This is a genomic window from Olleya aquimaris, from assembly GCF_003259525.1.
In the GTDB taxonomy this organism is placed as follows: Bacteria; Bacteroidota; Bacteroidia; order Flavobacteriales; family Flavobacteriaceae; genus Olleya; species Olleya aquimaris.
In genome coordinates, this window is the sequence record NZ_QLLO01000003.1 from 244,468 (window position 1) to 266,323 (window position 21,856).

At 32.4% G+C, this 21,856-nt stretch carries 11 protein-coding genes; 4 read left to right on the forward strand and 7 right to left on the reverse strand.

Annotated features, from left to right (window positions below; genetic code table 11):
• Positions 1-116: 116 nt before the first annotated feature.
• Both LY08_RS06035 and LY08_RS06040 read left to right on the forward strand, forming a co-directional pair.
• The gene (locus tag LY08_RS06035; protein ID WP_394341193.1) at positions 117-986 is read left to right on the forward strand and encodes a serine hydrolase; all 870 of its coding nucleotides are present in this window, start codon (positions 117-119) and stop codon (positions 984-986) included.
• A 75-nt stretch (positions 987-1,061) separates the two neighbouring features.
• Positions 1,062-3,824: an Npt1/Npt2 family nucleotide transporter gene (locus tag LY08_RS06040; protein ID WP_245907558.1), complete on the forward strand. Its 2,763-nt coding sequence runs from the start codon at positions 1,062-1,064 to the stop codon at positions 3,822-3,824.
• Between the two features lies 1 nt (position 3,825).
• Here the strand turns inward: LY08_RS06040 and LY08_RS06045 are convergent, their stop codons facing one another.
• From LY08_RS06045 to LY08_RS06065, 5 genes are all read right to left on the reverse strand, one after another.
• Positions 3,826-5,142, reverse strand: coding sequence for a serine hydrolase (locus LY08_RS06045; protein WP_111659548.1), 1,317 nt, complete (start codon positions 5,140-5,142; stop codon positions 3,826-3,828).
• 4 nt (positions 5,143-5,146) lie between these two features.
• Positions 5,147-8,050, reverse strand: a complete 2,904-nt coding sequence (locus LY08_RS06050) for a PEP/pyruvate-binding domain-containing protein (RefSeq protein ID WP_111659549.1) — start codon at positions 8,048-8,050, stop codon at positions 5,147-5,149.
• Positions 8,051-8,267: 217 nt separating this feature from the next.
• Entirely contained in the window at positions 8,268-10,946 is a 2,679-nt protein-coding gene (locus tag LY08_RS06055) for a T9SS type A sorting domain-containing protein (protein WP_111659550.1), read from the reverse strand.
• An 18-nt stretch (positions 10,947-10,964) separates the two neighbouring features.
• Positions 10,965-13,553 (reverse strand): exo-alpha-sialidase, encoded by a 2,589-nt coding sequence (locus tag LY08_RS06060; RefSeq protein ID WP_111659551.1) that lies wholly within the window; start codon positions 13,551-13,553, stop codon positions 10,965-10,967.
• Positions 13,554-13,683: 130 nt separating this feature from the next.
• Positions 13,684-15,210: a helix-turn-helix transcriptional regulator gene (locus LY08_RS06065; protein ID WP_146603202.1), complete on the reverse strand. Its 1,527-nt coding sequence runs from the start codon at positions 15,208-15,210 to the stop codon at positions 13,684-13,686.
• A 171-nt stretch (positions 15,211-15,381) separates the two neighbouring features.
• Here LY08_RS06065 and LY08_RS06070 point away from each other — a divergent pair, with 171 nt between their 5' ends.
• A complete protein-coding gene (locus LY08_RS06070) occupies positions 15,382-16,578 on the forward strand; it encodes a multidrug effflux MFS transporter (protein ID WP_111659553.1) in 1,197 nt (398 codons plus the stop codon).
• A gap of 54 nt (positions 16,579-16,632) precedes the next feature.
• The gene (locus tag LY08_RS06075; RefSeq protein WP_111659554.1) at positions 16,633-16,920 is read left to right on the forward strand and encodes a DUF2188 domain-containing protein; all 288 of its coding nucleotides are present in this window, start codon (positions 16,633-16,635) and stop codon (positions 16,918-16,920) included.
• 15 nt (positions 16,921-16,935) lie between these two features.
• Here LY08_RS06075 and LY08_RS06080 read toward each other — a convergent pair whose 3' ends face one another.
• Positions 16,936-20,079: a type I restriction endonuclease subunit R gene (locus LY08_RS06080; protein ID WP_111659555.1), complete on the reverse strand. Its 3,144-nt coding sequence runs from the start codon at positions 20,077-20,079 to the stop codon at positions 16,936-16,938.
• A 20-nt stretch (positions 20,080-20,099) separates the two neighbouring features.
• Positions 20,100-21,836 (reverse strand): DUF262 domain-containing protein, encoded by a 1,737-nt coding sequence (locus LY08_RS06085; protein WP_111659556.1) that lies wholly within the window; start codon positions 21,834-21,836, stop codon positions 20,100-20,102.
• Between the last annotated feature and the right edge of the window lie 20 nt (positions 21,837-21,856).

Consider the following 21,856-nt stretch of genomic DNA (forward strand, 5'->3'; position numbering starts at 1 on the left):
TTACTATATCAATAGTAGGAATAGTCCTTGTTGGGCTAAATATTTCTGACACTTCCAATATACAAACCTCAGTAAAACCTGAAGTTTTTGCTGAAGTTATCAAAAAAGAATTTCCAATTAAAATAAAGGATTCTTTAAAAAAATTACCGCTTCGTATTACCGATGAGATTAAACCCATTTCAGAAATTAAAAACAAGCAACTAGATTCTCTGCTTAACGCAGAAATTAATGCCAATCCAGTTTGGAAAAGTTTAGTAGCAAAAAAAATGATGTCTGTTGCTATTGTCGATTTAAGCGATGACACTAATTTTAAATATGCTGGAATTAATGATCAGCATATGATGTACGCTGCAAGCTTACCAAAAATTGCTATTCTTTTAGCTGCAATGGACGCTATAGAAAACAAAGAATTAGCCTATACTAAAGAAATTAAAAAGGATTTACGTTTAATGATTAGTAAATCTAATAATCAAGCATCTACCAGAATGATTGACCGTTTAGGGTACGATAAGATTGAAGCAGTTTTACGTGCACCTAAGCATAAATTTTATGATGAAGAAGTTGGTGGAGGATTATGGGTTGGTAAACGCTATGCTGCAGGTGGTAAAAGACACCCAGAGCCTTTAAAAGGCTTAAGTCATGCTGCAACAACCATGCAAGTGTGTAGTTTTTACTATCAATTAGCCTTAGGTAATTTAATTAGTACAGACGCTTCAAGAGAAATGCTTAAAATAATGAGAAAACCAGGTTTACATCATAAGTTTGTAAACACGCTTATTAGAATAGCTCCTAAAGCAGAGATCTACAGAAAATCTGGATCATGGAAAAACTATCATTCAGATTCGGCTTTAGTTTGGGGTCCAAACAGAAAATACATTATCGTAGCTCTTATAGATGATGCGTTTGGAGAACAAATCATTAGAAATTTGATAAAACCCATCGAAAAAGTTTTAAAAAAATCTAAAAAATTATCAAAAGAAGAGTAAATTGCTTTAGTGTTAAGCAAATTATTAAATAAAACGTTTGGTCTAAGAGATGGTGAGATATACATCTCTTTTTTAATGCAGTTATATATTTTTATAATAATAACTGTATTATTAATTGTTAAACCAACTGTAAACGCCATTTTCTTATCTCAATTAGGTGCAGACAGTTTACCTTATGGCTACTTATTAGTTGCTGTTGTTGCGGTAATAACCTCTTACTTTTATAATAAAGCTATCCGACGCTTTTCTATATTAAAAGTCACCACCATATCCTTAGTCTTTTTTAGTCTTTGTTTTATTGCGTTAAGTGCCATTTTAGAATATGGATTACTTAGTAATTGGGTGATTTTTGTATACTATTTAGGTGTGTCTTTATTTGCAGTTATGGCAACCTCACAATTTTGGGTGTTAGCCAATATGGTTTTTAATGCTAGAGAAGCTAAACGGTTATTTGGGTTTATTGGTGCTGGAGCAATAGCTGGTGGAATTTTTGGTGGTTACTTGACTAGTGTGGTAGTATCTAGTTTTAGTAATAAGATTGTAATAATAATTGCAGCATTATTAACTATTAGTTGCATCCCTATAATTGGTAAAATTTGGAAGCTTAGAATCCATAAACTTAACGTTTACATCAGAATGCAACGTAAGCACGAAGACAATACGTTTCAGCAAAGTTCTTTTAGTTTAATTGCTCAATCTAAACATTTAACTTATCTCGCGTTAATCACAGGAATTAGTGTGATAGTAGCCAAATTAATTGACTTTCAGTTTAGTGATTTTGCTAATAAAGCCATTTCGGATCCAGACGAATTAGCCTCCTTTTTTGGATTTTGGTTTTCTACATTTAATGTGCTTGCTTTAACTATTCAATTATTTATTACTAATCGTGTGTTAAGCAGAATTGGTGTAGCCTCTACCCTATTAATTTTACCTTTAGTCATTGCTTTAGGAAGTCTACTATTTTTAACGTTTCCAGAATTATGGGTATTAATAATTATAAAAGGGGTTGATGGTAGCTTTAAGCAATCTTTAAATAAATCGGCTACAGAATTATCCATAATGCCCATTCCGTTATTAATTAAAAACCAAGCAAAGTCCTATATTGATGTTGCAGTAGATAGTATAGCAACTGGTATTGCTGGGTTTATGTTAATTTTTTTAATCCGAAAATTAGATTTAAGCACCTCTTACATTACAATAATTATTTTATTGTTTGTCTTAATTTGGATGGTTTTAATCTTTAGATTAAGAGAAGCATATTTTGAATCTTTTAGAACCAACATACAACGCACACTACTAAAAAATAAAGATTCTGACACCAAAACTAAACGTGAAACAACTGTAAAGTCGGCATTAAGAATTTTAAATCAAGGGAGTGCTAAAGAGATATTATCGCTTTTAGACTATTTAGGAAACAACAATTTACAAATCCTAAAATCCAGCATTATAGGTTTAATAAACCATCCTTCTAATGAGGTAAAGACTGCTGCAATTAAACAATTTTATCTTTTTGATAAAGGTACAGCATTGCATAAGGTAGAACCACTAGTTCATTCTGAAGATCAAACTTTAGTGATTACTGCTTTAGAGTATATTTTAAACCACTCGTCTATACAAAACCATCATTTTTTTAACAAATACTTAGACCATACTAACGAGAATATATCAAATGCAGCCTTATTATGTTTAGCTAAAGAAGCATCTGCTAATCAAAAAACTGCATTACAATTTGGGTTGTATAACAGAATAGATCAACGCGTACATCTATTATCGCAATCCGAAAATCAAAACCAAAACGCTGCCTTACAAGCGCTGTTAGTGACAATTGCCGAATCTAATATGGCTAAGCATTTTTCGTTTATTAGCGCACATTTAAATAATCGTGACCCAGAAATTGTTAAACAAGCTATAAAAGCAGCAGGAATAACTTCCAACCAACTTTTTATTCCCACGTTATTAGAGTTACTTTCAGAAAAACTATACAGAGCAGATGTAGTTAATGCACTGAAAAGCTATGGGATAAAAATTATTGATCATATTATTTCGTTAGAAAATGAAGAAGCTATAAACAATAAAATGGCAAAGCATCTGCCTAAAATTATTGAAGCTTTTAAAACCCAAAAAGCGGTTAATATTTTAATGCGATTATTAAATAGTAAAGACATTGTTATTAGGCAAGCAGCTTCAAAATCTCTTGCTAAGCTTGAAAAAAGTAACACTAGACTTCATTTTAATAAACGTTACATTAAAAACAGAATTATTAAAGAAAGTAATTATTATAAGCGAAGCATTGGTGCAATAGAATCTATTCAGCATGTGATTAATAATACCATGTTGGAAGCCGAACATAATGATAGAGATATCGAAATATTAATTGCCAGACAAAGCATTATTGAACTACTGGAGCAACAGGCAGAAACCAGCATGGCGTGTTTATTTAATTTACTGAGTTTAGTGTATGAGGATTCTGATATCGAGATATCATATACTGCATTATTAAGTGATGTTAAGGAAGCTAGAGTTAATGCATTAGAGTTTTTAGACAACTTACTACAAAGCCAATTAAAGCAAACCATTTTACCTTTAATTGAATACTACGTCCAAAGTAATAATGATGCTGAAGCCACTCATGTCCTGAAATTAAAACTAATGAGTGAGCGTGCTTGCTTAACCATGCTAGCAAAAAACAGAGCTAAGCGAATGAAACTAGAAGTACTTCATCTTATTATTTTACTAAAAGATGCTAAATACAAACCATTACTTAATAGATTGAAAAAGAATAAAAATAAAGATGTAAAATTCTTTGCTTACGATGCTTTAGAAAAGATAAAATCTTAGACTAGTCAGATTCCTCTTTATCGTTTTTATATTCTGTTTCCTTAATTTCTTCCTTGTATTTATTATTATCTCTGTTAATAATATCGTCTATTTTACTGGCTAAATACATGTGTGCGCCAGCAGAATTTTTATTCAACACATTAGTCATTAAACACACAATATACTTTACGTTGTTAGGGTGTTCTACGATAATTACAGAATTCATATAATTAAATACGTTTCCAGCATAATCCTTACAATTTGGGTTTTTAGTTCGATCGCATTTGTAAAAACTTCCGGATTTAAAATAGACTGCAGCACTATCTAATCTAGAAGATCTTGCATAACGTATTCTACGGTCTGTAGAGTACATCAATCGTTTCATTTCTAAGCTAGATTTTTCGTCAATCACTTTTCCTTGCTCTAGCTGTACTAAAAATTTCATTAAGCCTTTTGGTGTCCCGATACTACCTCCTTTTCTACCTACATATTTTCCAGGTCCTCTAGTAAACAGACCTCCTAGTCTCCAATCGTTTTCAGAAATTCCTAATTCACGTAACGGATCGTTTACCACACTATGTGCTAAATTGGTTAGTGAGTCTCTAGGCGTTTCTTTAAAGTATTGCTCTGCTCTTTCTTCGGTTAAATTTACATAATCAGGTCCAAAAGCAGCCATTAACATCGCTTCACGATACATGACACTTGCTGCTCCGTTATTACTTACAGAGACCATATGATCTAACCACTCGTATAACGAAAACACATCACTTGCAACCACTTGGCGTTTAACAAGTTTATCTTTTTCAATATCGTAAATAGGAATGGTATGGTGGTCTCCTGTTCCCCAATATCTAGCAGACACATGTATGTCTCTTAAATACATCGTGCGCTCTTCCCAAGAGTCTGGACAAATTTTAGCCATTTGGTCCATAACTGCCAATAATACCGCTAATTTACCAACACTTCCTGGTTGATAGCCTGCATTTTCATTAAAAGCTGCATAACGTAATTTATCTGGATTAGACATGTCCATAATACTAGCAGAATAGCCAGCACCAGGAAATAGTCTGTTCATGTCTCGTGCAAATTCTTTGTCCTCGACTAATAACTCATTAATACTATCATCAACCTCTAAAAGATTTAATTTAATATCCTTTAAACCCAAATATGCACCATGAGGGATACGGTTGTATTTAACACCTTCTAGTTGCATTTTTCGAAGTTGATACAATCGTTTAATACCTGTTGACTCGTATCCATCAATAGGATAAGGTGTGGTAGTAAAACTGAAAGATATTGTAATAACTAGTAGAATTCCTATGTAAAATAACTGTTTCATAGTACTATAATTTGGTGTTTAAACTTATTAATTGATTGGTGTCTGTTTTAGTAGAAATGGATGCTAAATACTCAGAGCTTTTAGCTTGTTTGTTTTCTACAAATGGTCGTATTTGAAACAACCACAGTTTATCATCTTTAAAACCAAACTCGACATCATAAGCTTGATTTTTATTATCAGAATGTCCCGCCATTAGCTGTCTTATTTTAATTGCTAATTGTCTGATATCTTTGATGTTTTTTTCATTTAAAATAGGACGCTCAAAAGAGGTGTAATACTTTTTGGTTCCTCCAGTAACAGGTAAGCGTATATATTCTGGTTGTCGTGCTGGAGCTAATAATAGGTTGTCCTTTGTAGTAATTAGTCTTGTTTCTGCCATTTGACCATCTACTGCTCCTCCTGCTCCACGACTAAATGCTACTGTTAAATCATTATCGTTACCAGAGTTAATCCCTTTTGTAATCATAACACCAGAATAATCCACATCTACACTTGGGATTATTAAAATTGAAGGAAATACATTTTCTGGATTGGACAGGTATTTTTGTCGCCATTTAAAACTTCGTTCAGTGTAAGCCGAAGCCCAGACGTGCTTAACGCCTTCAATAATTTTATCTTCATCCTTAATATTAAATAAGGTTAGGTTTAAACCTGCGCCTGTAAACTCTTTTAAATCCTCCATATTGGTATCGCTTCTTAAAAAGACAGGCACGTTTCCTATGGAATTTTTGAATACCGATTTAAATTGTTGTCTTAAGTCTGACACAAAACTCTCGTCTAACGGAATCTCTAAAATAGCTTTGTGTAATTTGTCTAATGCCTTTAGCTGAAAAGCTTCAATGTTTTCTTCAGATTGACCCTGAGATTTCATAGCATTCGCCTCTTTAAACGTATCGTTTAAGTACGTCCAATAACTTTTATTTTGATTAGGCATCTCTTTATTCATATGAGATCTAAATATCCCAAACGGAATAATTAAACCCTCTACTACCTGTTCTGGAAATTGCTTTTTTAACTCTCCTAAATTCGCTGCTTTAGGTCCACACAGTTTTCCAGAATCTGAGGCATCAACTTCTCTCATATTTACCACAGTATTTACATCTAGCCTAATATCTTTTGTTGGGACTTCTATAACATTTTTAGTGCGTTCTTGTTTACTAAACAAGGCTTGCTCTGTTTTAGACATGTCCTTTTTAGCTTTTAAAATAACATTTCCTTTGTTGGATACTGCATAAAACACCTCTTGACCATCAAACGATTTTAAATCTTTTAAATTATCGTAAGATAAGGCTGCATTTGGGATTCCTAAATTTCTAGCTAATAACTGCACGTGAGACACTAAATTACCTTCTGAAACGGTCATAATTCCTGCTACAGGTTTTAGATCGGATGGTGGTTTTTCAAAAATATAGATGTTATTGGTATTGACTTCGACCTCATCCGGATTACCATCAATAACCACTAACTTACCAAAAGCGTAGCCTGGATTTAAGCCTCTAATAGCCGATTGGTTATCAATAGACATGACTTTATTTTCGATGTTAGATAATTTAGCCACTAACACGCCTAAATGGCTCACAGCATTACCCATAGACAATGCAATACTGCTGCGTACTCTATCGTCAATAAACCCATACGCTAAAGGCTCAAATGTTGTGTAGGTATCAACCACATCTTGGTAGTTAGCTTTGGTGGTCGCTGCACTCCACTCGACAATACTTCGGGCACTAATTAAAATATCGTTAAGTTGATCTATGCTTAAATGATCCGCCAAATCGTGTTGGTTTAACTGCTTTTCTATTGCAGAATATTCCCAAGTTTCTATAAGACCAGTGCCTAAAGACACACACGCTAACGTTTTAATTTTATGTAAGTTTTCAGATAAGGTTTCTGTGTTCCAATTTTGGGTTTCTATTAGCAATTTATTTTCTAATTGATTAGACACATCTAAAAGTTTTAAGCGCGTGCTTCCGCCTTTAACTGCTAGAATATCTTGTCTAATATTATATAATACATTGGCAATATCTGCTATTAACTGTTCTGAAGTTGGGTCTTGTTTGGCAGTTTCGATTAGTGTTTCAAAACTGGTATTAATATCTGGAGTTAGCCTTAATGCTTTAATCTCTTTTTCTAACGCAATGATATCTAAAGGCGCATAAAACTGCTCCATGGTTTGTAGCAATGCATTAAAATCTTTTTGTTGTGCTTCAGAAATTTTTGCATTGGTCGTTTTTAAAAAATTCTTAACCATGATAATATCTGATGCTTCTGGTTGCCCATGAATTTTTATTCTGGCATCCATAAACTTAGGTATGGCTTCCGACAAAAGTTTAGACTGACTTCGCATAGTTTGCGCTAAATTATCATCACCATTATGCGGAATATCTTTTAAGGCTTGTCGAATGAGATAATACTTAGATTGTACCAGTTGGTCGTCTCGCAAAATAGTCTCAAAAAATGTTTTACCCCAAGCTTCTTCATCTTCACTTTGTAAAGCACCTCTGTAAAACTGTCCTTTTCGTAACACCCAACCATCGTCTATACTAGCTAGGTACTTATTAATTTGATATTGTTTTAGTCTGCTGTAATTGTTTGCTTCATCTAAAAATTCTGGAATGGTATTGCTGGCTAAAATTTCGCCAAAAAACAAGTGATTAGTTTCTCTTAGCTTTAAAGCAGATTCTTTAAAAGTTGCGTGTTGGATTCCCTCTACATTATCTGGACAAGGGTCTTTAGGTTCTCTAATAGTACCATCTTCGCAAAACCATTTGATACGATGGTAAGGACCTCTAATGTCATTTTTATATATAGAAACTTGCTCTTTTATTTGTTCTGGAGACATTTTTTGAGCCATCAATGTAGCAGAAAATAATAATAGGATGAAGCAAAATAAAAAAGTGTTTTTCATTATAATTTATATGTTTATGGAAATATACAAAATAGTAAATTATACAAAGATTATAAATATATTTCTTTTTAAACTGTACTACTTAGGTTGCACTTTAAACGACATTGATTTCAAATAAATTATAAAAAATATGATACAATAAAAAAAGAGCCTTAACAATAAGGCTCTTTAAAATTTAATTTTTGGGTTTAAAAAGAATACAAAAAATTATTACACTTTACTCAATTATAATTTTTTGAGTGTAGACTTTATTTTCACTATTTATTTTAATAAAATAAAATCCACTTGCATTGTTTTTTAAATCTATAATAGTACTATTACTATCTACCTTACCTGAACTTATTCGTTTACCAATGTTGTTATAAATTACAAAATCAAATTCTGAGTTAGGATTTTGTAATTTAACATTTAATATACCTTGTTTAACAGGGTTAGGATAAAATATAGGTGCTTCAGAATCTGACATTGTCACAGTATTAACACCCAAAGTATTAAAATCAACATTAGTTTCCCAAGATCCTCTACCATAAGTAGCAGCTCTTAGTTTACCAGTTGTAGAAGAGGTATAAAACATCTCTAAATCCTGAACTGCATTTTTAGGTAAATTAGTATCGTAAGGCACCCAAGCAGACTGTGTATTATCAATATAATACACACCAATGTCTGCACCAATAAATAGTCCATCTTGTGTACTGTTTTTAATATGCAAAATGGTATTTATCGGTAAATTTGGTAATGTATTTGAGCTAACATCTGTCCAAGATGTACCACCATTAGTTGTTTTAAACACTTTACTGGTTGCATTATATCCAGAAAACACAACCCAAACTGTATTAGGATCTGTATTAGAAATTGCTAAGTTTTTTAATGTTGCAGAACCTACTGGAAGTGACCCAGTAACATTTGTCCAATTTACTCCTGCATTTGAAGATTTTGAAAGTCTATTTTCTGTAATAGCATAAATAATTTGATGGTTACTTGGTGCTATTTCAAAACGCAATATATTTTTTCCTGCATGCGGAGTGCCAAGTGCTGTCCAAGTTGGTTGCACATAGTCAGGATTGGTTAAAATATCTGTGCTTTTATATAAGGCTGGTCTTCCTCCTACATACACTAAACTTGCAGTTGTAGGATCTTGTTTAATAGGTGTAAACCATTCTGAGTTTAAAGAGGTATAACTAGAGACAACACCATTTTTATTACGTGAAAACTCTCCATTTGTGGTAGAATATATTTTAATATTATCACTGGTTCTATCTATAAAACCATCTTCTCCATCACCACCACCAAGTACAGACCAACTACCAGGAGATGTAGTTACTAAAGAACCTATATCTTGTAATCCTGTAAAGTAAGTATTGACATTTAAAGAAGAAAGTGCAATATTGGTTTGCTGCCCAACTGCTATATTATTGGTAATATCTACCCACGTTGATTGTCCATTAGAAATTCCTTTAGAAATTCCTCCATCACAAGTAGAATATAAAGTAGTATTATCATGTGGAGAATACGCTATATATTGAATATCTGCATGTATATATGGTTCTGGTTCAGTATTTTCTCCTGGATAATCAGGATTAGCACCTAACCAATAGGTTATACGTGTCCAACTTGTTCCTCCGTTTGCAGATTGCCACTGATTAATACCTCCTATGGTGATTAAATTTTCATTAATTGGTGACACTGCAATTGCTAAATCATGATTTGCTTGACCACCATCATATCCTGGTGTTGGAGGTGCTGGTGGATTGGCATCTGCATGTAAAATATTAGGATGTGAAGCTGTAGTTTGATACACTAATGTAAAACTACTTCCGCTATCTGTAGATTTATAAAACCCTTTTAATCCATTATTAGAATTACCAACAATAGCATAAACTAAATTAGGATTTGCAGCTGTTACAGCCATTTCAATTCTACTAACATCAGAGGTTGGTATTCCTGTAGCAATAGTCCAACTTACTCCATTATTTGTAGATTTATAGATATAACCTTCAGAACCATTATAAACACTTGCTGCATAAACTGTATTAGAGTTACCTGTTCCTGGTTTAAACTCAATATCATAAAAGGCCTCAACATTAGACGTTAATGTATTAGTTACCCATCCATCTGTAGTTCTGTAAATTCCGCCATCTGTTGCTACCATCATAACCAATGGATTTGCTGGATCCATAATTATTTTAGTGATTTTATAATTATCTGTAGCAGACCAAACTAAACTTGTAGGATTCCAAGTGGCACCACCATCTGTCGTTTTTAAAACACCTATACTTCTGCGGTCTGACCCTCTATCTCCTGTTGCTAAATACATGGTAGAGGTAGTTGTTGGATGAATCACTAACCCTGAAGACCCTATAACCGATAGATAATCTGTGTTAGTTGACCATGTTGATCCTCCATTAGTTGTTTTCCATAAACCACCATCTGGTGCATTAACATACATGGTTTGTGTATCTATAGGATCAAATGCAATATAACTTAATCTACCAGATCCAGAATCGTAACCAGATGCAATTGATGTTCCGTTTAATGAGGTCCAATTTGATGCATTAGACATATTAGCTCTAAAATTATTTTGGTCATTGATAGATTCTCTTGTGGACTGATACCTATTTAACCATGTTAAATAATTTTCATAATTAGAGGATAAAAGCGACATATCTCCAGAAGGATAAACACGTGGAGCGACTTGATTTTCCCAACGTTTAAAAATTTTATAACCTTCTCCTTTTTTTGGTGTTTTATCTTTCCAAAATTGATAGAAGTTATTTTGTACGTCGTAAAATGTTGCATTTTTATTATTACTTCTTTCCCACCAGTTTACGGTTTTTTTATCCTGCGCCATTAGGTTTACAGAGATAAAAAGTAATAGTAATACTATAATTTTTTTCATAATCAGTATCGTTAAAAATTAAAATAGAATTTTATTAATGGCTACAGAACCATTAACAAGTGTTGTTTTAACAAATAAAACACGCTGACTTTTGGTCATAGTATTATCAGTAAAAATCTTGGTATTAATACCTTCTTTTTGATACACTCGTTTTCCTAAAACATCATAAATCACTACTTTATCAATGTTATGTAAAGACGATTTTATTTGTAAGAGGTTACTAGTGTTAGTAGAGATAGTTACAGTACTTTGACTGGTTACACTAGTAAAATCTTCTACACCTAAGGTTTGAGAATTAAGCTCAGACTCCCAAACACCTCTTCCATAAGTTCCTGCTCTTAATTTATTGGTTGGATAGTAAATTTCTAAATCTCTTACTGCAGCATTTGGTAAATTTGTTTTAAAAGGTTGCCAAGAGGTTATATTATTATTTGTAATGTAAACACCTATATCTCCACCAACATAAATCTCATCTGCAATACCAGCGTTTCTAAATACAATGGTATTTATTGGCACATTTGGTAATCCTGCAGATATATTGGTCCAAGTAGCACCTCCATCTGTAGATTTAAATACTTTATTAGCACTATCGTAACCAGAACAAGTTACCCAAACTTTATTAGGATCTATATTAGAAACCGTAATGCTAGAATACGCTACAGAAGTTGGCAAAGTACCAGTGACATCTGTAAAAGATCCTCCAGAATTTGTTGATTTAGATATAGCATCTGTTTGTACCGTATAAATAATAGCAGGATTGCTAGGTGCCACCACAAAATCTTTAATGCTTCCTGTTCCAGATGAAGTCCCTAGAGCAGTCCAGCTGTTACCTTGGTTTGCAGAAGTGTATAAGGTTGGTGTACCACCAGAATATAATTTAAGGTGATTTACTGGGTCCATTTTAAATGGACTGTAAAAATCTATACCTGTAGGAAGTCCTGTTTGAATAGCAACTTTTGTTTCTGGTGAAGTACTATAATCTATACGACTATATTTACCTTCTACATACTGTACATAAACTAAGTTGTTATTAGTATAGTCAATAAAACATTCGCCACCATCACCACCATTGATACCATACCAATCGTTTAAAGTTGAAGTATTTAATATAGTACCATTATCTTGTTCTCCTGCTACAATTTGAGTTTCTACATTACTTGATAGACCTAATTTTACAACTTGTCCAATTGCTAAATTTCCGCTAATGTCTGTCCATTGATTTCCGTTATCTGTAGAAATAAATATTCCACCATCATTACACGAATACATGGTTGAAGAACTACCTGGATGGTAAGTTATCTCGTGTACATCTGCATGGACTTCACCAGAATCCCATACCGAAACATTTTGCCAAGTACTTCCACCATCAAAAGACCTCCAATGGTTAACACCTCCAATGGTAATATTATTTGGAGCTGTAGGAGAAGCCACAATGGATAGGTCAAAAAAGGCTTGACCACCAGAATCCGAACCATCAGATTCGTAACCTAGTAGATTTGGTGTTGTAGACATCGTTGTAAAGGTAGTACCACTATCTGTAGAACGATACGTTCCCATATAAGATTGATCGCTAGATTTTCCTATTAAGGCATACACATATGCATCATTTCCTGGTGTTACTGCAAGTGCTATACGAGAAATACCTGTAGTTGGTAACCCACTAGTAATTTGTGTCCAAGTCGTACCAAAATCTGTAGATTTATAAAACTTTGTCCCAGCAGCATAAACCGTATTTGCATTAAGTAGTCCAGGTTTAAATTCCAAATCTTTTATATCAGGATAGGTATTACTAAAGCTTGAATAAGAATTTGTTACCCAACCATTTGTTGTTGTCCAAACACCCTGATTACCAGACACTATCATTCTTGACGAATCATTTGGATCCATTAACAATTTAGATAAGGTCCATCCATTTGAAGAATTAATGACTAAACTTGTTGTGTTCCAAGTTATACCACCATCTGTAGATTTTAAAATTCCTATACTATTTCTATGACCTTCCAAATCTCCTGTTGCCAAATACATGACTTGTGTATTTGTTGGATCAATAGCTAAATCAGAACATCCTATAACCGTTAAAAAATCTGTATTTGTCGTCCATGTCGTTCCTCCGTTAGTAGACTTCCATAAACCACCATCTGGCGCACCAACATACATAATATTAGAATTGGTAGGATCAAAACGTAAAAAATTGACACGTCCTGCACCTGTACCTGTATATGGTGCAGGTCCTGATGCTGGACCAATAGGACCCAACTGTGTCCAATTGCTAGTTACAGAAGACGATGATCTAGCATTATAATAACCATTAGCCAATTCCCACTTCATATAGTTATCATAAGTAGTAGTGGGTAAAGACATGTCGCCAGACGGATACACTCTTGGTGCCATAAAGTCTTCCCAACGCTTAAAAGGTTTATATCCTTTACCTCTTTCTATGGTTTTATCTTTCCAATAATTATAAAAATTGTCTTGTACTTGATAAAATGTAGCGTTTTTATTGTTGTTCATTTTTGTCCAATCAATGCTAGAATCCGATTGGTTACGTGTTTGCGAAAACACCATTGTTGTAAATAACAGAATTGTTAAAGAGTAGATTTTTTTCATTAATATAAATAGGTTTAAATATTTCTATAACAAATATCTATATCCATTTAAAATAATGCATATTTTTTACCACGCACTTACCACGCAACTCACTAAAATTAACATATAACAGACTATATGACTAATAAAACTATTTAAAATTTTCGTGAAGGTATTCTACTAATTGTGCTTCTCCTTTTTGGAAATTTAATTTTTTTCTAATGCGATAACGCTTACTTTCTATAGCTCTAAAAGTAGTATTTAAAAAAGCTGCAATTTCTTTGTTTTTAAATCCTACAAAAATATAGTAGCAAACAATAATTTCTGAATGATTTAACTGTGGGTGTTTTTCAGCTATTTGTGTAAAAAAATTAATATTTAAGTCATTTATTAAATCTAAATGGTTCTCTCCCTTGGCTAATAATGTAGAAGAGTTATGATGAATATTCTTATATAAATCTTTAATTCTGATTTTTTGATCAGAAGTGTTATCTATAGAAGAAATTGTTTTAATTTCTTTTTTAACCTCACTAATATACTCTTCTAAACCATGTACTTTAGCTTTTAGCTTTTCATGATTAGATTTAAGATAGGACGATTCGTTCTCGTTATTTATGTACCTTCTATTTGTAGATTTAAATTTTTTATACCCTAAAATAAATAGCAACATTAGTACAGCTAAAACAGACGTTAGTATAACAATTAAATTTTTGCTGAATCGTTTTTTATCAGTTACAGAATCTAGCAAGTCTTCCGTTTTTTCTAAGGATTCATTAATTTTTAAACTTGCATTTATATTTTTTTCTAATAATGTAGTCTGAAAATTTGATAACGAATCTATATACTTAGCTTTCCCTTCTATGTCGTTTAAATAACCAAAGTAATCTGCATACGTTTTAAAATACAATTCTGTATCACTTGTATTCATAGCGTGTCTTAACTCTTCAGACTTTTTAAGATAAAACAAAGCTGAATCCATTGTTTTTTTATTTAAATGGTATTCTGCAAAACACGTTGTAAGGGTAACTTTATGCACATCATACAAGTGTTTTGATATTGTGGTGTCTGTTAATGATTTTAAACGATTATAATATTTATGAGATTGATATAAGTCGTCTTGATGTATGTAATTAGAGCTTAACATAAACAATGCATACATATAATAATAACCATCGTCCTTTATGGCTTTGTACTTATCAAGATGTTGTAAAATTAGAGCGTTACTTTTAGAATAATTCTTTTTATAAAGTTCTACATAAGCATACATTTGTTGTACTTCTGCAAGCCCATTGGTATTCTCCGATTTTTTAAAATAGGTTTCGGCATCTTTAAGATATTTAAAAGCAGTAGAGTCCTTTTTAATAAAATAGGTGTTAAAAAATAATTCTATGGAAGCAACACCTGCTACGTCGTAGTTTTTTTCAACTTTTCCATATTTTAATGCCATTAAAGAGTTCTGAATCAGTTCTGCTTTATTATTTAATCTATCATTTATAAAGACTTTTATCTGATAATATTCTGCAAGATAACCTTGTATAGAAACCTCAACAGGTTCTGGAATAGAATCTAAAAACAATTGGGCTTTCTGGGGTGAGCGATCTAAATAGTAATCTGCAGAGTCTATATACCTGACATAATTAGTATTAACCTTTTTTTGACCATAGACCAAACTATTCAATAACAAAAAGCAATAAAAAAAATATAAAGATTTGATTCTGTAGGTATTAAAAAAAAACAATTGTTGGCGATTAAAATTAATGGGTTAAAGATAATTATAATAAAGTAAAATAATAATGATATTATAAATTGTATCTCACTAAAATCCTTAATTAAAGTTTATTTTTGCAGCATGCAAAACCAGCCTGCCTTTAAAAAAGAATTTGTTGCCTTAATGGCATCGCTAATGTCTATTGTAGCGTTGTCTATTGATGCGCTTTTACCTGCATTACCAGACATTGGTTCGGCTTTACAAGTAAGTGATCCAGCCGAAAACCAAAAGCTAATCACCATGATTTTTTTAGGCTTAGGCTTTGGACAACTTATTTTTGGACCGTTATCGGATAGTTTTGGTAGAAAACCAATGGTCTACATTGGCTTTTTTATATTTATTATTGCCAGCTACATTTGTGTGACTACCAAAAGCTTTGAGGTGATGGTAATGGGTCGTATACTTCAAGGTGTCGGTTTATCCTCGCCTCGTACCATATCGCTTGCCATGATTAGGGATAGTTATAGTGGCGACTTTATGGCCAAAGTAGTTAGTATTGTGGTGATGTTTTTTATTTTGGTTCCAATAGTTGCACCAACCGTTGGTCAAACCCTATTACACCTACTTAATTGGCAAGCCATTTTTAATTTTAATGTTTTTATTGGATTAGGAATTATTATATGGTTTTGGAGACGTCAACCCGAAACCTTGCCCAAATCTAAACGTATAGCGTTTTCGCCAAGTATTTTTATAACAGGAGCCAAAGAATTTATACGCTATAAAGATGCTATTTCCTTTACACTTGCTTCAGGATTTATAACAGGATCGTTTATGGTGTATTTAAGCACCTCGCAACAGATTTTTCAAGAGCAATACCAATTAGGCGAGCTGTTTCCGTATATTTTTGCCAGTACTGCTATTGCTGTAGGCTTTTCGACGTTTACTAATAGTCGGTTTGTCATGCGTTTTGGCGCTTATAATATGGCGTATTATGCCACTATCGCTTATTTTGCAATTTCACTATTGTACGTGTTGGTATTCCATACTGGTCAAAATCCAAGTTTAGTGGTCTTGATGTTGTTTTTTTTAACACAGTTTTTTGCGGTTGGGTTTTTATTTGGAAACTATCGTAGTTTAGCAATGCAACCTCTAGGTCATATTGCAGGTATTGGAGCTGCTATTAACGGATTTGTCTCTACCGTTATGGCTGTACCTATTGCCAATTATATTGGTAGTTTTGTCACCGATTCTGTGCTCCCATTGTTTGTAGGGTTTAGTGTCTTTGGTGCTTTAGCCTTATTAGTCTTTGTGTTTTTAAAACGCACACAACGTGCTTAAAAAGGACTAATTTTACAAAAAATAGTATCTTACCACAGTACAACCAACATTACCATGTCTGACAATTCCACATTAAAAACCTGGTTACAAGTTATTATAGATCTGTTTGAAGCTTTTTTTAAAAGCTCTAGAACCACCAAACGGACGTGGCACCAACACGTGGTCCCTTACTATGGTGATTGGGCAGTACGCAGAGAAGGCAACAAACGCATTACCTCTAAGCACAGAAAACAAAGCACAGCCATTAACAAAGCCAAAAGGATAGCCAAAAAACGGAAAGCCGATGTGATTATCCACAGACAAGATGGAACCATTCGGGATCGGGTGAGTTTTGGGGATTAAATTTAAGTGAGAAAATTACTTATTATACTTCTTAAAATTTTCAGCCTGTTCAAAAATCTCTTTAAAAACCTCATCTTTAGTAATTGGTGGATAATCGTTTTCAGCTAAAAGAATTATTAAATCTACTTTTAACTCGGCTTTTATATCGTCTCGATGATTCCAGTCTGTATATTTTGCTTTATCATCTACTACTTTTTTCACTTCTTTGGCTAGATGAATTAATTTATCTTCTGGGTAATCGAAGTCATATTTATGTGCTATAGCTTTTAAAATATCGTAAAAAGCTTTTTCTTCAAAATCGATACCTATATCAGAAAATGAATTTTTTTCCTTTCTAAGGTCATGATACAAGTCTATGATTTCATCTGTAAAGTCTTCTAAAACGTTACTCTGTAAAATATCATTTTCACTACGCTCATTGTATTTATCTACGATGGTTTTAAACTTTTTAGAAAAGTCTATACCTTGCATTTTATTGGTTTTCTTTAATGCATCAATCGCTTTTAAAAGTAATTGTTGCAATAGTTTTATTTTAGTATTGGGTAATTTTATTTTTTCAATTTTGGCTAAATAAGCCTCATCAAAAATATCAATCTCACTTTGTTTATCTTCTCCTAATTTAAAAATCTCCTCTACACCATCACTTAGTAAGGCTTCTTTTATCATTTCACGCACTCTAGCATTCATCTGTGCGGTATCTGGTGCATTGCCTTTTGTTAGTTTAAATACAATAGAACGAATGGCAAGGTAAAAATGTATATGGTCTTTTTGTTCTTCGGTAAATGCATTGGCACTACAACAGATATCATAAGCTACTTTTAAACGTTTTACAATATTCATAAAACGTGTTTCAATATTTTTTGTTAGCTGTACATATTCAGCACCATTATTAAGACACTCCAATTGTTTAACACCAACTCCAGAAAAATAATCTGATGCGTCAAACTTATGAAAGAGTTTTGCTAATAAATCCAACTGATCTTTTACCACCACTATAGACGTTTGTATGTCTTCAAAATTCTGACCATCTACTGCAGAGTATTGCTTTAAAGCCAAATTCATTTGCTTTTTAAAGCCAATATAATCTACCACCAAACCTTTTTCTTTAGACTTGTACTTTCTATTAACTCTAGAGATAGTTTGTATTAAATTGTGTTGCTGTATAGGTTTATCTATATACATGGTATCTAAAAAAGGGACATCAAAACCTGTTAACCACATATCTACTACAATAGCGATTTTAAAGTTAGATTTTTCGTTTTTAAATTGTCGGTCTAATTCTTTTCTATCTTCTTTAGTACCTAAAAGGTTATACATTTCTTTAGGATCGTCCTTACCTCGTGTCATTATCATTTTAATGCGCTCCATAGGTTTGATTTCCTTTTTCTCTTTTTCTGTAAGCATAGAACCTTCTTCAAATGCTTTTACTTCTGCCCATTGGGGACGTAAAGCAATAATTTCTTTGTATAAATTAAATGCAATTGGTCTTGAACTACAAACAAATAAAGCTTTCCCTTTTATAGTTGCACCTTCTTCTATTCTGGTCTCATAATGTTTTACAAAATCTTCAGCTACTGCTTTAAGCCGATCTGGATCGCCAATAATAGCATTCATATTTGCTGATGCTTTTTTACTTTCTTCTATTTGGTAATCGTTAGCTCCATCTTCTGCACATTGATTATAATAATCTTCTATTTCTTCTAGTTTAGAGTTCTCTAAGACTACTTTAGCTGCACGACCTTCATACACAATACGTACTGTAATTTCGTCTTTTTCAGACTCAGTCATGGTATACGAATCTATAATATCTCCAAAGACATTTAATGTGGCATCAATGGGTGTACCTGTAAAACCAACATAGGTGGCGTTTGGCAAAGAGTCGTGCAAATACTTAGCAAAACCATAAGTCTTTTTTACACCATCTTCTGTTACAGTTATTTTTTGATCTAAGTTAATTTGACTACGATGTGCTTCGTCTGAAATACAAATTACATTGGTACGCTCTGTTAACAATTCTAAGTCTTCCGTAAATTTATGAATGGTAGTTAAAAATACGCCACCGCTCTTTCTTCCTTTTAGTAGTTCTTTTAACTCTTTTCTACTTTCAACACTAATAATACTATTGTCTCCTATGTATTGTTTTGCATTGGTAAATTGTGCGGATAATTGATCGTCTAAATCGGTACGGTCTGTAATAATAATTAGCGTTGGACTTTTAAAATGTGGACTACGCATTAACAATCTAGACAAAAACAACATAGTATAACTTTTACCACAACCTGTAGCTCCAAAATAAGTTCCACCCTTTCCGTCGCCTTCTGGTTTTTGGTGCTCCTTTATGTTTTCTAATAATTTTGTAGCTGCATAATATTGCGGATAACGACATACTATTTTAAGCTCGTGTTTATTAGAATCTGGAAAGTATATAAAATTATGAATGACCTCACGAAGTCTGTTTTTGTTAAATAAACCTTGTATCATGGTGTACATACTATTAATACCATCAACTTCTTTGTCTAAACCTAATACTTTTCGCCATGCGTAGTAAAACTCGTAATTACTAAAAAAAGATCCCATTTTACTATTAACACCATCGCTAATAATACAAAACGCATTGTATTTAAATAATTCTGGTATATCACGTCTGTAACGCGTAGTTAATTGTACATAGGCATCGTGTATGGTTGTGTTTTCTCGAATAGCTGTTTTAAATTCAAAAACTACTAAAGGCATACCATTTATATATAATATACCATCTGGAATACGCTTTTCATATCCATAGATTTCTAATTGATTTACTATTTTATAGGTGTTGTTGTCTTTATGTGAATAATCTATAAGATGAATGTATAAGTCTTTTTTAGAACGGTCTTCGCGCTCTAACTGAAAGCCATTACACACCAATTTCATGATTTGTTTGTTAGACTCGTACAAATCTGAAGCACTAAACACTTCTAGCTTACGGATTACCGAATTAATTTCGGCATCTGTAATTTGTTCGTTTTTATATTGGCTTTGTAAATAGGTTTTTATATCCGCTTTAATAAGCACTTCTTCTTGTTTGCGTGTAATAGTATTACCCAAAACATGCGGAATCCCTTCGTTACCCAATAACTCTATAAAAACGTTTTCTAGTTGTGCTTCTGTGAATTTGTTCATCTCTTAAATTTTATAAAAGTCTAATTCTTCCAAACTTTTATTGCATTATGCGCTAAAAATCTAGCACGTTCTTCAATTATTTCTTCATTCCATTCTGAACGTTCTAAGAAGTCACCCATAGTTTCTATACCTCGTGCAAAACGTTTTAAACCACCACGCTCTCCTCTTCCATTTAATTTAGTTTCCCAATTGGCATCTCTAATAGATGAATTTAATGATGAAGTTATTATTGCTAAATTCCCTAATGTTAAAAGCTTTCTATTTCTATTAATTTTTGCTTCTTCAGTATCTAATTTCTCCCAATTATTTTCCCATTTCTTTGGCATTAAATGCTCTAAACTATAAGAAGTTAGACCTAACAAAGCTGTTGATTGTGACGAGCGGTCTCGAATTTTAGATTCTAACATATAAAGAATACCACGAGTTTGACGATTAATTATTTTTGAATTTTGAAAACCATCAGACACTTCTTTATGAGAAGGCATATAATTTACTTGTCCTTCTAATGAATCTAAATATGCTTTTAAATCTTTTGAAGTTTTTATATTTCTACCAATAAAACGGTCTGTAAATAATTGATTATAGTTTTTATTAGAAGCTCTACAAATTATTCGTCTCATGATATAAGACTCTAATATTTCAAAAATCTTATTTCTTTCTTCATCTATTTCTACATTGTCATCTGTTGGTGCTGTGTTTTTTAAAACATATAAAACATAAGGTATTAATGTAGTGTTTTCTAATCCAAAAATTAAGGTGTTTATACGTTCTATACCAGCTTCCTCTGGTAATTCTTCTTCAATATCAGAATATAAAATATCATCATAATACAAGGTAGCATATTCTTTAATTTCTTGGATAATCTCCTTCTTATCTATATTATAATTTTCTATAAACGATTTATAAGATTCAAACAAACCATCAAATTTAGTATACACTAACTTATCTTCTGTTTTTACCTTTATGTTAGGTGCATTAATTTTTATTTGTAAAAACGCATAAAAAAACAATTCTATATTTTGGCGTTTTTGTCTACCAGCTAAAACTTCATATTCCCAAAAATCTACCGTTTCATCATCTTTTTCAAAAATTGGTTTCCAATTAGTTTCGTAATCTTCAACATCCTCTCTTCCAAAAAAGAAATTTTTTAATAATTCTGCTACTGTTAATCTTACACCTAAAGAGTTTATAGTGTCAAAAATCTGTTGTTCATCTTCTTTCTCATCTAAATCAATACCAACAAACATTATGTTGTTCATAATTCTGTCGTAATCTAAACTTCGCTTGCTAATATGTTTTCTAAAATAATTATAACATTCTATTATTTTACCATTGCCATTAAGCTCAATCAATTCATTTAAGTCAAGAACTTTATTAAAACTATCAATATCATGATGGTTATGCCTTAATGCAATGTCTTTTTCTTTATTTAAAATTCTAAATCTGCCATCAAACTTAAACGCATCTCCTGTATGTAAACACAATACTTTAAAAAAGATACTTAGAGTAGTTAAACGTTGTTGGCCATCTACAACAGACCTAACATCGCCTACCGTCTCAGAAGTTGTTGTAGGCTTTTGTTTTAAAATTACTGAGCCTAAAAAATAAGGTTTGTTAGATTTAGAGATTAGCTCCATATCGTCTAACAAACGTTCCCATTGTGCATCATCCCAAACATAAGCACGTTGAAAAAATGGAATTTCTAAAATACGTCCTCCATTAAAGACATCACTCACTAATTTTTTACTAGCATTCATTGATTATAGCGTGTTTTTAT